General features: G+C 68.7%; 18 protein-coding genes. 14 read left to right on the top strand and 4 right to left on the bottom strand.

Annotated features, from left to right (window positions below):
* From GPY60_RS24890 to GPY60_RS24875, 4 genes are all read right to left on the bottom strand, one after another.
* A partial coding sequence (locus GPY60_RS24890) for a PE family protein (RefSeq protein WP_156690365.1) occupies positions 1–657 on the bottom strand: 657 nt, incomplete at its 3' end.
* Between the two features lie 131 nt (positions 658–788).
* On the bottom strand, positions 789–1625 hold the full coding sequence (locus GPY60_RS27605; RefSeq protein WP_156690364.1) for a PE family protein: 837 nt from the start codon (positions 1623–1625) through the stop codon (positions 789–791).
* A 350-nt stretch (positions 1626–1975) separates the two neighbouring features.
* Entirely contained in the window at positions 1976–2278 is a 303-nt protein-coding gene (locus tag GPY60_RS24880; RefSeq protein WP_156690363.1) for a hypothetical protein, read from the bottom strand.
* Between the two features lie 149 nt (positions 2279–2427).
* On the bottom strand, positions 2428–4014 hold the full coding sequence (locus tag GPY60_RS24875; RefSeq protein ID WP_156690362.1) for an MFS transporter: 1587 nt from the start codon (positions 4012–4014) through the stop codon (positions 2428–2430).
* Positions 4015–4121: 107 nt separating this feature from the next.
* Here GPY60_RS24875 and GPY60_RS24870 point away from each other — a divergent pair, with 107 nt between their 5' ends.
* The 14 genes from GPY60_RS24870 (at position 4122) to GPY60_RS24800 (ending at position 14133) form a co-directional block, all read left to right on the top strand.
* Positions 4122–4757 carry a TetR/AcrR family transcriptional regulator gene (locus GPY60_RS24870; RefSeq protein ID WP_156690361.1) on the top strand — a complete coding sequence of 212 codons (636 nt, stop codon included), beginning with the start codon at positions 4122–4124 and terminating at the stop codon, positions 4755–4757.
* A 342-nt stretch (positions 4758–5099) separates the two neighbouring features.
* Positions 5100–5405, top strand: coding sequence for a 30S ribosomal protein S10 (gene rpsJ / locus GPY60_RS24860; RefSeq protein ID WP_003873519.1), 306 nt, complete (start codon positions 5100–5102; stop codon positions 5403–5405).
* Between the two features lie 14 nt (positions 5406–5419).
* The gene (gene rplC, locus GPY60_RS24855; RefSeq protein ID WP_156690359.1) at positions 5420–6073 is read left to right on the top strand and encodes a 50S ribosomal protein L3; all 654 of its coding nucleotides are present in this window, start codon (positions 5420–5422) and stop codon (positions 6071–6073) included.
* Positions 6073–6726: a 50S ribosomal protein L4 gene (gene rplD / locus GPY60_RS24850; protein WP_156690358.1), complete on the top strand. Its 654-nt coding sequence runs from the start codon at positions 6073–6075 to the stop codon at positions 6724–6726. Before rplC ends, rplD begins: the two co-directional genes overlap by 1 nt.
* Entirely contained in the window at positions 6726–7028 is a 303-nt protein-coding gene (gene rplW / locus GPY60_RS24845; RefSeq protein ID WP_156690357.1) for a 50S ribosomal protein L23, read from the top strand. Before rplD ends, rplW begins: the two co-directional genes overlap by 1 nt.
* A gap of 16 nt (positions 7029–7044) precedes the next feature.
* The gene (rplB, locus tag GPY60_RS24840; protein WP_156690356.1) at positions 7045–7887 is read left to right on the top strand and encodes a 50S ribosomal protein L2; all 843 of its coding nucleotides are present in this window, start codon (positions 7045–7047) and stop codon (positions 7885–7887) included.
* A gap of 21 nt (positions 7888–7908) precedes the next feature.
* The gene (gene rpsS / locus GPY60_RS24835; RefSeq protein ID WP_010908582.1) at positions 7909–8190 is read left to right on the top strand and encodes a 30S ribosomal protein S19; all 282 of its coding nucleotides are present in this window, start codon (positions 7909–7911) and stop codon (positions 8188–8190) included.
* Positions 8187–8738, top strand: coding sequence for a 50S ribosomal protein L22 (gene rplV / locus GPY60_RS24830; RefSeq protein WP_156690355.1), 552 nt, complete (start codon positions 8187–8189; stop codon positions 8736–8738). The genes rpsS and rplV overlap by 4 nt, the downstream gene beginning before the upstream one ends.
* Complete coding sequence (rpsC, locus tag GPY60_RS24825) at positions 8738–9577, top strand: 30S ribosomal protein S3 (RefSeq protein ID WP_156690354.1); 840 nt, start codon at positions 8738–8740, stop codon at positions 9575–9577. The genes rplV and rpsC overlap by 1 nt, the downstream gene beginning before the upstream one ends.
* Positions 9578–9580: 3 nt before the next feature.
* The gene (gene rplP, locus GPY60_RS24820) at positions 9581–9997 is read left to right on the top strand and encodes a 50S ribosomal protein L16 (RefSeq protein ID WP_156690353.1); all 417 of its coding nucleotides are present in this window, start codon (positions 9581–9583) and stop codon (positions 9995–9997) included.
* Complete coding sequence (gene rpmC, locus GPY60_RS24815) at positions 9997–10242, top strand: 50S ribosomal protein L29 (protein ID WP_156690352.1); 246 nt, start codon at positions 9997–9999, stop codon at positions 10240–10242. The genes rplP and rpmC overlap by 1 nt, the downstream gene beginning before the upstream one ends.
* On the top strand, positions 10242–10595 hold the full coding sequence (rpsQ, locus tag GPY60_RS24810) for a 30S ribosomal protein S17 (protein ID WP_370462821.1): 354 nt from the start codon (positions 10242–10244) through the stop codon (positions 10593–10595). The genes rpmC and rpsQ overlap by 1 nt, the downstream gene beginning before the upstream one ends.
* Positions 10596–10719: 124 nt before the next feature.
* A complete protein-coding gene (locus GPY60_RS24805) occupies positions 10720–13077 on the top strand; it encodes an arylsulfatase (RefSeq protein WP_156690350.1) in 2358 nt (785 codons plus the stop codon).
* A 105-nt stretch (positions 13078–13182) separates the two neighbouring features.
* Positions 13183–14133: a DUF4436 domain-containing protein gene (locus GPY60_RS24800; RefSeq protein ID WP_156690349.1), complete on the top strand. Its 951-nt coding sequence runs from the start codon at positions 13183–13185 to the stop codon at positions 14131–14133.
* Positions 14134–14275: the final 142 nt, after the last annotated feature.

Raw genomic sequence — 14275 nt, 5'->3', positions numbered from 1 at the left:
GCCTGAGCCACCCGAGCCGCCCGCGCCCACCGTCCCGGCAGTGTTGATGCCGCCGCTTCCGCCGGCCCCGCCGGAGCCGCCCAGGAGTCCGCCGGCCCCGCCGGTTCCTCCGGCCGCGCCGAACCCGCCGGCGCCACCGGCCCCACCGGCGCCCCCGAACAGGCCACCGGCTCCGCCGTTTCCGCCGTTCTGGCCCGTCGCTCCGTACCCGCCGTCACCGCCTCTGCCGATCAGCCATCCGGCGTTGCCGCCGTTCGCTCCGGTGCCCGGTTGGCCGTTGGCGCCGTTGCCGATCAGCGGGCGCCCCGTCAGCGCCTGGCTCGGCGCGTTGATCGCGTCGAGGATTTCTTGCTGCACCGCCTGCAGCGGGTTGGAGTTGGCGGCCTCGGTCAGCGCGTATTGCGCCGCTCCTCCGTTCAGCAGCGCCACGAACTGCTCATGAAACGACGCAGCCTGGGCGCTGAGCGCCTGATAGGCCTGCGCGTGCGCGCCGAAGAGGGCCGCGATGGTCGCCGAGACCTCGTCGGCGGCTGCGGCGGCGACGCTCGACGTCGGGCCCAGGGCGGCCGAATTTGCGCTGGAGATCGCGGTCCCGAGGCCCGCCAGCTCGGTGGCCGCGGCCGACACATACTCGGGCGCGGCAAAGAGGTACGACATGTGGCCTCCGCGATCAGTGCCGTTTCAAGCGGATGGTAATGCCGCAATGCCGCTCGCAGACGCGCTTTGCCCAAAGGAAGAAAGTCGCCGCCTTCGATGTGTCCTTGCGACACACCGCAATCGGGAAAGGGTCAGGCCTGAGCCTGCTGCTCCTCGTACGCTCCGGTCGAATAGGCCGGCGTCGCGGGCCGGTACGCCTGCGTCGACTGGGGGGCGGCCGACACGGGCGAGGTCATCAGCGGCGTCGCGGCCGTCGCCGGAGGTACCACCGGTGTATCGGTGGGCACCGCCGTCACCGGCGCGGGGGTGGGTTCGGGGAGCGCCGCGACCGGTTCGCCCGTCGTGGGGGCATACCCCGGGGTCGCCGGCTGCAGCGGGGTCGAGGGCGGTGGCGGCGCCACCGGCGCACCGGTCGCGTTCATCGCCGACGCAAGCGGAGCCCCGATCGGCGTGGCGCCGGGCATCAGGGGAGGCGATGCCGGGGCGACGGCCGCGGCCGGCGAAACGGCCGCGGGAGCGGCGTGCGCCGAGCCGCCGGTCACCCCCATCAACGCCGAGGGCACTGCGGAGGCCGCCGAGACGGGCGCGGCCGAGGCGGACATCAGCGGTTGCGCGGTCGACAGGGCCTGGCCGGGCGAATTGGCGCCGCTGAGGACCCCCTGCTCGGTGGTCTGCAGGGGCGAAGCGTTGGCCGCCTCGGTCAGCGCGTATTCGGACGCGCCGGTGTTCATCAACTGCACGAACTGTGCGTGAAACGCCGCGGCCTGGGCGCTCAGCGCCTGGTAGATCTGGGAGTGCGCGTCGAAGAGGGCGGCGATGCCCGCGGAGACCTCGTCGGCACCCGGGGCCAGCACGGTTGACGTCGGGACCGAGGCCGCCGCGTTGGCGTCGTCGATCGACGAGCCGATATTCCCCAGGTCGGCGGCGGCGGCGGACACGTGTTCCGGTGCCGCGATCACCCATGACATTGAAAAATCCCCCCAGCTAGGCCGGATAGCACCCGCCCGCCCCATCGCGCGAGTGCTACAGAGACGATGTTAGCGCGGCGGGCGAAGACGCCGAGGCGTTTTACTGGGCTTCGCGGTGAACACTGGCGGCGGCGGGCAACACACGAGGGCGCGGCCCGCCGCCGACCTATGTTCCTGCGAGGGAATTCATGCTGTCCACGTAGATGGCCACGACAGTGGCGGTGCGCGCGCCTTGATCCGTCAGGCGCCGACGTTGCGTCGCAATATTCGTGGACGGCACGACAGCCTCTCGCCGCCGTATCGCTTCGTCGATCACCTCCCTTCGGGACATGCGGCCGTTCCGCGGATCATCACGCGCGCGGAGGCGACCGCTCACGCGCCCACACCGTGTGGGCCGCCCAGTGCGGCCTCGGTCCGCTACTGGCACCGAGGGGCTCGGGCCGCTCGCGGTCGAGGGTGACCATGGTGGAGTGCCGGCGTACGCGCCGGCGCGCATCGGGCAGTTCGGCGGCGCCATGCCAATCCGGCGGACCGACTCGTGTGAGGCGTACCCACTCGGCCTCCACGATCGCCGCCGCCTCGAGCACCGCCGAGCTTTCGGGCTCCGCCGCAAGCGTCATGCCGTCGCGCATCAACACCACATTCCACCTCATCGGAGCGAGATGACCTGCACCTGTCGATATACATTTCTGATACCAGATTCGACAGCGCATTGCAAGAATCCGCGAAGCGGTTTTTTGGGGCGATTCACCTGCCCGGCAACACAATTGGTGGGGGCCGAGGCGGGCCGGCTCGGACGCCCTCAGTCACTGTGCCGACGGGCGCGGATCGCGGCCACGGGGCGCAACTGACGGTCGTCGCGCCCGGGCGCCCACACGCCGATCAGCACGGCGGCGACGGCGACGATCACGGCCATCGTGATGGTCGATGCGTGCAGGGCGGTCAGGAACGCGGCCTTGCTGACGTCGGCCAGCTGCCGCCCCTGGGGTCCGAGGCGCCCCGCCACCTCGACGGCCTTGGCCAGCGAGTCGGTGGCGGGGCCACGGACCGCTGCCGGGAAGCCCGTGAGTTTGGGCGCAAGTTCGTGCGAATAGCGGCCGGCCAGGATCGAACCCGCCACGGCGATGCCCAGCGCACCGCCCATTTCCCGTGAGGTGTCGTTCACCGCGGAGGCGACGCCCTGCTTGTCGTCGGAGACGGCGCCCATGATCGCCGACGTCGTGGGGGCCGTGCATATGCCAATTCCGGTCGCCAGAATCAGCGTGGGCCAAGCGAATTGGAGGTAGGTGGAATGCAGGCCCAGCCCGGACATGCATGCGAAGCCGACCGCCATGAGCAATGTGCCGACAAACAGCACGAGTCGCAGACCCAGCTTGGGCACGTACCAGAAGGACAGCGCCGAGAAGATGCCCAGCGGCACCATGAACGGCCCGAAGGAAATCGCCGTGCCGAGCGGGGAATACCCCATGATCTGCTGCACGTACTGCATGCCGATATAGAAGAACCCGAACGTCGCGCCGAACAGGATGACGATCGCCGCGACGCCGGTCGCGAAGTTGGGATCGGCGAACAACCGAACGTCCAGAAGCGGTTGCCTGCGCCGGAATTCGACGATGCCGAACACGATGCCGATGACTGTTCCGGCCACCAGGCCGCCCCAGACCAGGGAGTCGGTCCAGCCGCGATCGGGCGCTTCCAGGATCGCGAACACCGCGATCGCGACCGCAGTGCCGATCAGGACCGCGCCAAGCCAATCGACCCGCGGGGCGTCACTTTCGCGCGACGACGACACCGTGCACGCGAGCGCGAAGATCACCAGCCCGGCGATGCCGAGTGACCAGAAGATCGCATGCCAGTCCCAGAAACGGAGCAGCAGGCCGGAACCGAGCATGCCGAGCACCCCACCGGAACCCGCGGTCCCCGCCCAGATGCCGACGGCTTTCATCCGCTGCTCCTTGGGGTAGGCCACCGTCAACAGGGACAGCGTTGCGGGCATCACGAAGGCGGCGCCCACCCCGGCCAGCGCCCGGCCCGCGATGATCTGGGTGGGACTGTGCAAGATCGCGGGGGCGGCCGAGCCGAGCGCGAAGATCACCAAACCGGTGAGCAGGGCGCCCCGCCTTCCGTAGCGGTCGCCGATGGCCCCCGCGGGGAGCAGCAGGCACGCCAGCGCCAGGGTGTAGCCGTCGACGATCCAGGTGAGCTGCGTCTGGGTCGCCGAGGTGGCCACGGCCAGGTCACCAAGCGCCGTGTTGAGTGCGGTCATCGACGCGACCACGAGCCCGACGCCCATGCACGCGACGGTCAGGGTCCAGACTTGCGCGCGTGGGCTACCGCCGATGACGGCGACGTCACTACGCTGGTCAGTCCGCGGAAGGATTTGAACCATAGGAAAGCGCCTCCTCGAGGGGGCTTCAAGAGCTTTGGGGAAGTTTTGAGACAATCCGTCTCAGAAATAGCCGATACGGCCGGTCTCAAACAGGGAGGTGCATCACAATCACCGGCGGGAGTACCGATCCTCGGCCGGCGCGGTCCAGGGCCCGCCTGCTCGAAGCCGCCGCCGCGCTGCTGCGTTCCGGGGGGCCGAGCGCGGTGACCGTCGACGCGGTCGCCCGCACGGCCAACGTCGCGCGGGCCACCCTGTATCGCCACTTCTCCAGCGGGAACGACCTGCTCGCGGCGGCGTTCGGCAGCCTGCTCCCGCCCCCGCCGATGCCGCCGCAGGACGGCTCGCTGCGGGATCGGCTGGTCGCCTTGGTGCTGGCGCAGGCCGAGTCCGTCGCCGAGGCGCCCACCACGCTCACCGCGATGTCATGGCTGGCGCTGGGGCCCGAGCTGAGCGGCATGCCGCAACCCGCCGCGATCACCACCCTGCGCGAGCGCATCGCGCAGCAGTACGCCGCGCCGTTCGACGCGATCTTCGCCCACCCCGACACCGTCGCCGAGCTGGGCGAGGTGGACCGGTCCCGCGCGATCGCGCTGCTGATCGGCCCCCTGGTGCTCGGCCGTCTGTCCACGTTGCCGGACTTCGACTATCGGGAGTGCGCGCTCGCCGCCGTCGACGGATTCCTGCACGTTCAGCGGGCGCAGCGGCGGGCGGGCGCGGCCACCACCGAATCGGCAGGTGCCTGAGGCCGGCCGTCCCGGGAAGGCCTGGGCGCGAGATTTTGAAGAACCCATGATCTAGGGCATACTGTTCGGGTTGCCTTGGGCCAGGTTTGCGCCTGGCCGGGCATACGACCAGCGCCCACAACGGGCGCGTCCGGTCCCATCCTTTGAGCGACTGATTTCGGCCGCGAATGAGGCTGCGCGAGGGTGACACACCCGACCGCGGGGGCCGGTGGACCACGACAGGTAAACAGCGGCGCAGTATCCGGCGCGACGCTCGATCGGCCCCAACGGGGGCGGACGGCTCGCGCGCGGGGGCACCAGTCCCGAACAGGGACTATTTAGTGGAGTGAGGGTAGGAGAAGCGTGGCGGGACAGAAGATCCGCATCAGGCTCAAGGCCTACGACCATGAGGCCATCGACGCGTCGGCGCGCAAGATCGTCGAGACCGTCGTCCGCACGGGTGCCAGCGTCGTAGGGCCGGTGCCGCTGCCGACCGAAAAGAATGTGTACTGCGTCATCCGCTCCCCGCATAAGTACAAGGACTCGCGGGAGCACTTCGAGATGCGCACCCACAAGCGGTTGATCGACATCCTCGACCCGACGCCGAAGACGGTGGACGCGCTCATGCGCATCGACCTGCCGGCCAGTGTCGACGTCAACATCCAGTAGGAGCTTTGAAGGCAATGGCAAGAAGAGGCATTCTGGGCACCAAGCTGGGCATGACGCAGGTCTTCGACGAGAACAACCGCGTCGTGCCCGTGACGGTGGTCAAGGCCGGGCCGAACGTGGTGACCCGCATCCGGACCCCGGAGCGCGACGGCTACAGCGCCGTTCAGCTGGCCTACGGCGAGATCAGCCCGCGCAAGGTGAACAAGCCGGTGACGGGCCAGTACTCCGCCGCGGGCGTCAACCCCCGCCGGCACCTCGCCGAGTTGCGGTTGGACGACGAGGCCGCCGCGGCCGACTACGAGGTCGGCCAGGAGCTGACGGCGGAGATCTTCGCCGACGGCGCCTACGTCGATGTCACCGGCACGTCCAAGGGCAAGGGCTTCGCCGGCACCATGAAGCGGCACGGCTTCCGGGGGCAGGGCGCCAGCCACGGCGCCCAGGCGGTGCACCGCCGCCCGGGCTCCATCGGCGGTTGCGCCACGCCGGCCCGTGTCTTCAAGGGCACGCGGATGGCCGGCCGGATGGGCAACGACCGCGTGACCGTGCAGAACCTGGTGGTGCACAAGGTCGATCCGGAGAACGGCGTGCTGTTGATCAAGGGTGCGGTCCCCGGCCGCACTGGCGGGCTCGTGATGGTGCGCAGCGCGGTCAAACGAGGTGAGAAGTAATGGCACTCAGCATTGACGTCAAGACGCCGGACGGAAAGGTCGACGGCTCCGTCGAGCTGCCGGCCGAGTTGTTCGACGCCCCGGCCAACATCGCGCTGATGCACCAGGTGGTCACCGCCCAGCTCGCGGCGGCCCGCCAGGGCACGCACTCGACCAAGACCCGCGGCGACGTCAGCGGCGGCGGCCGTAAGCCCTACCGGCAGAAGGGGACCGGACGCGCCCGCCAAGGCTCGACCCGGGCCCCCCAGTTCACCGGTGGTGGTGTGGTGCACGGCCCCAAGCCGCGCGACTACAGCCAGCGCACGCCCAAGAAGATGATCGCCGCGGCGCTGCGCGGCGCGCTGTCCGACCGGGCCCGCAACGGCCGCATCCACGCCGTGACCGAGCTGGTCGCCGGCCAGACCCCGTCGACCAAGAGCGCCCGGACGTTCCTCGGCAGCCTGACCGAGCGCAAGCAGGTCCTGGTCGTGATCGGCCGGAGCGACGAGACCGGCCTCAAGAGCGTGCGCAACCTGCCGGGTGTGCACATCCTGGCGCCCGACCAGCTCAACACCTACGACGTGCTGCGCTCCGACGACGTGGTGTTCAGCGTCGAGGCCCTCAACGCCTACATCGCGGCCAACACCGGCACCGCCAAGGAGGTAACGGCGTAATGGCGACCATCGCTGACCCCCGGGACATCATCCTGGCGCCGGTCATCTCCGAGAAGTCCTATGGGCTGCTGGACGACAACGTGTACACGTTCGTCGTGCACCCCGATTCGAACAAGACGCAGATCAAGATCGCCATCGAGAAGATCTTCTCCGTCAAGGTCGCATCGGTGAACACCGCCAACCGGCAGGGCAAGCGCAAGCGCACCCGCACCGGCTTCGGCAGGCGCAAGAGCACGAAGCGTGCCATCGTCACCCTGGCGCCCGGAAGCAAGCCGATCGACCTGTTCGGCGCACCGAGCTAGAAAGAGCTGACCACACATGGCTATTCGCAAGTACAAGCCGACGACGCCGGGCCGTCGCGGGTCCAGCGTGTCCGACTTCGCCGAGATCACCCGCTCGACCCCGGAGAAGTCGCTGGTGCGCCCGCTGCACGGTCACGGTGGCCGTAATGCACACGGCCGCATCACCACTCGCCACAAGGGCGGCGGCCACAAGCGCGCCTACCGGCTGATCGACTTCCGCCGCAACGACAAGGACGGCGTCAACGCCAAGGTCGCGCACATCGAGTACGACCCGAACCGCACGGCCAACATCGCGCTGCTGCACTTCCTGGACGGCGACAAGCGTTACATCATTGCGCCGCAAGGACTTCGGCAGGGTGACGTGGTGGAGTCCGGCGCCAACGCCGACATCAAGCCGGGCAATAACCTGCCGCTGCGCAACATCCCGTCGGGAACCGTCGTGCACGCGGTGGAGTTGCGCCCGGGCGGCGGGGCCAAGCTCGCGCGGTCGGCGGGGTCGAGCATCCAGTTGCTCGGCAAGGAGGGCAGCTACGCGTCGCTGCGCATGCCCAGCGGTGAGATCCGCCGCGTCGACGTGCGCTGCCGCGCGACGGTCGGCGAGGTCGGCAACGCCGAGCAGGCGAACATCAACTGGGGCAAGGCCGGCCGCATGCGGTGGAAGGGCAAGCGCCCGTCCGTCCGTGGCGTCGTGATGAACCCGGTGGACCACCCGCACGGCGGCGGCGAGGGCAAGACCTCCGGCGGCCGGCACCCGGTGAGCCCGTGGGGCAAGCCGGAGGGCCGCACCCGCCAGCCGAACAAGGCCAGCAACAAGCTCATCGTCCGGCGCCGGCGCACCGGCAAGAAGCACGGTCGCTAGGAACTCGAGGAGTAGCCAACAATGCCACGCAGCCTGAAGAAGGGCCCGTTCGTCGACGACCACCTGCTCAAGAAGGTGGACGTCCAGAACGAGAAGAACACCAAGCAGGTGATCAAGACCTGGTCGCGGCGTTCGACCATCATCCCGGACTTCATCGGTCACACCTTCGCGGTGCACGACGGGCGCAAGCACGTCCCGGTGTTCGTCACCGAGGCGATGGTCGGCCACAAGCTGGGCGAGTTCGCGCCGACGCGCACCTTTAAGGGACACATCAAGGACGACCGGAAGGCCAAGCGGCGATGACGACAACGGAGTTTCCGTCGGCGACAGCCAAGGCGCGGTTCGTGCGGGTGTCGCCGACCAAGGCGCGCCGGGTGATCGACCTGGTCCGCGGCAAGTCGGTGAACGACGCGCTGGACATCCTGCGCTGGGCGCCGCAGGCGGCGAGCGAGCCGGTGGCCAAGGTGATCGCGAGCGCGGCCGCCAACGCGCAGAACAACAACGGGCTCGACCCGGCGACCCTGGTGGTCGCCACGGTCTACGCCGACGAGGGTCCGACGGCCAAGCGCATCCGCCCGCGCGCCCAGGGGCGCGCCTTCCGGATCCGCCGCCGCACCAGCCACATCACGGTCGTGGTGGAGAGCCGGCCGGTCCGCGACGAGCGGTCGGCGAAGTCGGCCAGGTCCCGGCGCGCCGAGGGCAGCAAGGCCGCCGCCAAGGCACCCGCCAAGAAGGCTGCCGCTGGTTCGCCGGCGAAGAAGGCGCCGGCGAAGAAGGCGGCCGCGAAGAAGGCGCCCGCGAAAGCCACTGCGGCCACCGAGACCTCTGACGCGAAGGGAGGCTCAGAGTAGTGGGCCAGAAGATCAATCCGCACGGCTTCCGCCTGGGCATCACCACCGACTGGAAGTCCCGGTGGTACGCCGACAAGCAGTACTCGGAGTACGTCAAGGAGGACGTGGCGATCCGCCGGCTGCTGTCGACCGGCCTGGAGCGCGCCGGCATCGCCGACGTGGAGATCGAGCGCACCCGCGACCGGGTCCGCGTCGACATCCACACCGCGCGTCCCGGCATCGTCATCGGCCGCCGCGGCACCGAGGCCGACCGGATCCGCGCGGATCTGGAGAAGCTGACCGGCAAGCAGGTCCAGCTGAACATCCTCGAGGTGAAAAACCCTGAGTCACAGGCACAATTGGTGGCCCAGGGCGTCGCCGAGCAGCTGAGCAATCGCGTGGCGTTCCGCCGCGCGATGCGCAAGGCGATCCAGTCGGCGATGCGCCAGCCCAACGTCAAGGGCATCCGGGTGCAGTGCTCCGGCCGCCTCGGCGGCGCGGAGATGAGCCGCTCAGAGTTCTACCGCGAGGGCCGCGTGCCGCTGCACACCCTGCGCGCCGACATCGACTACGGCCTCTACGAGGCCAAGACCACCTTCGGCCGGATCGGCGTGAAGGTGTGGATCTACAAGGGCGACATCGTCGGTGGCAAGCGCGAGCTCGCCGCCGCCGCGCCGGCCGGCGCCGACCGTCCCCGCCGCGAGCGCCCGTCGGGCACCCGTCCGCGGCGCAGCGGAGCGTCGGGCACCACCGCGACCAGCACCGAGGCCGGTCGCGCCGCGGGTGAGGAGCAGGCCGCCGCGCCGGTTGCAGACGCTGCGGCCGCGCCCGCCCCCGAACCGCAGAGCACGGAGAGCTAGAACATGTTGATTCCCCGCAAGGTCAAGCACCGCAAGCAGCACCACCCGCGCCAGCGAGGCATCGCCAGCGGCGGCACGGCGGTGAACTTCGGCGACTACGGCATCCAGGCCCTCGAGCACGCCTACGTCACCAACCGGCAGATCGAGTCGGCCCGTATCGCCATCAACCGGCACATCAAGCGTGGCGGCAAGGTGTGGATCAACGTGTTCCCCGACCGCCCACTGACCAAGAAGCCCGCCGAGACCCGCATGGGTTCGGGTAAGGGTTCGCCGGAGTGGTGGGTCGTCAACGTCAAGCCCGGCCGCGTGCTGTTCGAGCTCAGCTACCCGAACGAGCAGATCGCCCGCGCGGCGCTGACCCGCGCGATCCACAAGCTGCCGATCAAGGCACGCATCGTGACCCGAGAGGAACAGTTCTGATGGCAGTGGGAGTTTCGCCTGGCGAACTGCGTGAGCTCAACGACGACGAGCTGACCGAGCGCCTGCGCGAGTCGAAGGAAGAGCTGTTCAACCTGCGCTTCCAGATGGCGACCGGACAGCTCACCAACAACCGCCGGCTGCGCACGGTGCGCCGGGAGATCGCGCGCGTCTACACCGTGCTGCGCGAACGGGAACTCGGCCTGGCTTCCGGTCCCGAGGGTCTCGACGGAACCAAGGAGTCGTGATGGCAGAAGCAAAGGCCGCGAAGGCCGCCCCCAAGAAGGCCGCCGCCAAGGAGGCCGCGCCGAAGGACAAGGGTCCCAAGCACACCCCGGCCACGCCGAAGGTGCGCGGTCGCCGCAAGGTGCGCATCGGGTACGTGGTGAGCGACAAGATGCAGAAGACCATCGTGGTCGAGCTGGAAGACCGCGTGCGGCACCCCTTGTACGGCAAGATCATCCGGACCACGAAGAAGGTCAAGGCGCACGACGAGAACGGCAGCGCCGGCATCGGCGACCGCGTCTCGCTGATGGAGACGCGGCCCACCTCGGCGACCAAGCGCTGGCGCCTGGTCGAAATCCTGGAACGCGCCAAGTAGCACCCGAACCGACGACGGATCGCCCGAGACCACGGTCTCGGGCGATTTCGTTTTTCGGCCACCCGCCCGGTGTAGTCTCCACGCCACGCGCGTGAGGCGTCCACCAACGGGAGTGAGGCTGTCAGTGACCGGGTCAACGGAGTTCAAAGGCAAGATCGAGGTCGACATCCGCGACTCGGAACCCGACTGGGGCCCCTACGCCGCGCCGACCACGCCGGAGAACTCGCCGAACATCCTGTACCTGGTCTGGGACGACACCGGCATCGCGACCTGGGACTGTTTCGGCGGCCTGGTCGAGATGCCCGCGATGACGCGGATCGCCGAACGCGGCGTGCGACTGTCGCAGTTCCACACCACCGCGCTGTGCTCGCCGACGCGGGCGTCGCTGCTGACGGGGCGCAACGCCACCACGGTCGGGATGGCCACCATCGAGGAGTTCACCGACGGCTTCCCCAACTGCAACGGCCGCATCCCCTTCGACACGGCGCTGCTTTCCGAGGTCCTCGCCGAGCGCGGTTACAACACCTACTGCGTCGGCAAGTGGCACCTGACGCCACTCGAGGAGTGCAACCTGGCGGCGACGAAGCGGCACTGGCCCAACTCGCGCGGCTTCGAGCGCTTCTACGGGTTCATGGGCGGCGAGACGGACCAGTGGTACCCGGACCTGGTGTACGACAACCACCCGGTCGACCCACCGGGGACGCCCGAGGACGGCTACCACCTGTCGAAGGACATCGCCGACAGGACAATCGAATTCATCCGCGACGCCAAGGTGATCGCGCCCGACAAACCGTGGTTTTCCTACGTCTGCCCCGGGGCGGGGCACGCGCCGCATCACGTCTTCAAGGAGTGGGCCGACAAGTACGCGGGGCGCTTCGACATGGGTTACGAACGCTACCGCGAGATCGTGCTCGAGAAGCAGAAGGCCCTGGGAATCGTGCCGCCGGACACCGAATTGTCGCCGGTGAACCCCTGCCTCGACGTCAAGGGGCCGGGCGGCGAACCCTGGCCGCTGCAGGACACGGTGCGGCCCTGGGACTCCCTCAGCGATGAAGAGAAGAAGCTCTTCAGCCGGATGGCCGAGGTGTTCGCCGGCTTCCTCAGCTACACCGACGCTCAAATCGGCCGCATCCTGGACTATTTGGAGGACTCGGGCCAGCTCGACAACACGATCATCGTGGTGATCTCCGACAACGGCGCCAGCGGCGAGGGCGGCCCGAACGGGTCGGTGAACGAGGGCAAATTCTTCAACGGCTACATCGACACGGTCGAGGAGAGCATGAAGCTGCTCGAGCATCTCGGCGGCCCGGAGACCTACAACCACTACCCGATCGGCTGGGCGATGGCCTTCAACAGCCCCTACAAGCTCTACAAGCGGTACGCCTCGCACGAGGGCGGCATCGCCGACACCGCAATCATCTCGTGGCCCAACGGGATTGCCGCTCACGGCGAGGTGCGCGACACCTACGTCAACGTCTGCGACGTGACCCCGACGGTCTACGACCTGTTGGGCATGACGCCGCCGGACACCGTCCGGGGAATACCGCAGAAGCCGCTCGACGGCGTGAGTTTCAAGGCAGCACTTGACGATCCGGGTGCGGAAACCGGCAAGGACACGCAGTTCTACACCATGCTCGGGACTCGCGGGATATGGCACCAGGGCTGGTTCGCCAGCGCCGTCCATGCGGCCTCACCCGCCGGTTGGTCACATTTCGACGCCGATCGCTGGGAGCTCTACCACATCGAGGCCGACCGCAGCCAGTGCCACGACCTGGCCGCACAACACCCCGAGAAGCTCGAAGAGCTGAAGGCGCTGTGGTTTTCGGAGGCCGCGAAGTACAACGGGCTGCCGTTGTCGGACCTCAACATCGTGGAGACGATGATGCGGTGGCGCCCGTACCTGGTCGGCGATCGCTCCAGCTATGTCTACTACCCGGATTGCGCCGACGTCGGCATGGGCGCCGCCGCCGAGATCCGCGGCCGGTCGTTCGCGGTGGTGGCCGAGGTCACCGTGGACAGCACGGGCGCCGAAGGAGTGTTGTTCAAGCAGGGCGGCGCCCACGGGGGGCACGTGTTGTTCATCCAGGACGGGCGCCTGCACTACGTCTACAACTTCCTCGGCGAGCGGCAGCAGACGGTCTCGTCACCGGGCGCGGTGCCGCTGGGCAGGCATCTGTTCGGCGTCAGCTACTCGCGAACCGGAACCGTTCCGAACAGCCACACGCCGCTCGGCGACGTCACGTTGTACGTCGACGACGACGCGGTCGCGACGCTCGCGGACGTACAAGCCCATCCCGGGACGTTCGGCCTGGCGGGCGCGAGCACCGCTGTGGGCCGCAACGGGGGCTCGGCGGTGTGCAGCCGGTACAAGGCGCCGTTCGAGTTCACCGGCGGCACCATCGCTCAGGTCACCGTCGACCTGTCCGGCCGGCCCTATGCGGACGTGGAAAAGCAAGTGGCCCTGGCATTCTCGCGCGACTGACGGCCTGGTGGGCCGCGAGCCTCCGGCACACGCGCTCGCCCGAGAAGTGAAAATGCTTCTGCTCGCACTCAACTCACTGCTAGCATCGGCCCCCGTGAGGCCTCTATGAGCACCCAGCCGCCGCCCCCGCCCCCGCACGCACAGGCCCCGGCGCCGGCCGCGCCCGCGGGACGCGGACGGCAGATCGCGATCGCCTTCGGGGTGATCGTCGCCGTCATCGTCATCTACGTCCTGTCGCTGATCGCCGTCCACCTGCTCGCCAAGTCGGCCCCCGCGCTGCCCGCCGTGGACTTCAGCAAGCTCGAGGCCGAGGACAACGTGGTGCAGGTGCACCTGGAGAAGCTCGACACCGTCGCAAACCGTCTGACGGTGAACGTGCTTGTCTATCCGAGGGACTCGCTGTACGACAAGAACTTCGGGGTGCTGACCACCGACGCCGCCGTGCGTTTGTACCCGGACAACGACCTGGGCGACCTGCAGTACCCGGTGGGCAAGGCGCCGGCGCAGGTGAGCACCTCGATCTCGGCCCACGGCGATCCCGGAAACTGGCCGTTCGACTCCTACAGCACCGAAACCATTGCGGCCGACGTGTTCACCGGCACCGGCACAAACCGCGAAAAGTCCCCTGCCCGTGTGGAAGTCACCGGGAAGCTGGACGGCTGGGACGCGAGCGTCACGCGGGTCCACGACCCCGACGATTCGAACCCGGACGTGAAGGACAACGTCCTCATCACGTTGCACAGGTCCAAGGGCCCGCTGATCTTCGACGTGGGGCTGTGCCTGATCCTCATCGCGCTGCCGGTCCTGGCGTTGTGGGTGGCCATTCCGATGGTGTTGGGCAGGACGTCGTTCCTGCCGCCCTTCGGGACCTGGTACGCCGGTATGTTGTTCGCGGTGGTCCCCCTGCGCAACTTCTTCCCGGGCTCCCCGCCGCCCGGTTCGTGGGTGGACCAGGCCCTAGTGCTGTGGGTGTTGATAGCGCTCGTCGCCGCGATGACCTTGTTCATCCTCGCCTGGTGGCGGCAACGAGATAAGAAGACGCCCAAGAAGGCCTGAGTTCGCTGCGCGCGACTAGACGGTATAGGGGGCTGGGGCCTCGCTCACATGTGAACGTGGGTTGCGGTCAGGAATTGGGTCCTGGCCGTAGAGCCACAGATGTGGGAGGCCCCAGTGAAGGTTCAGCGTACGAGTGTCGGGT

Source organism: Mycobacterium sp. Marseille-P9652, from assembly GCF_902652685.1.
In the GTDB taxonomy this organism is placed as follows: domain Bacteria; phylum Actinomycetota; class Actinomycetes; order Mycobacteriales; family Mycobacteriaceae; genus Mycobacterium.
This window is presented reverse-complemented; position numbering and strand designations above follow the sequence as displayed.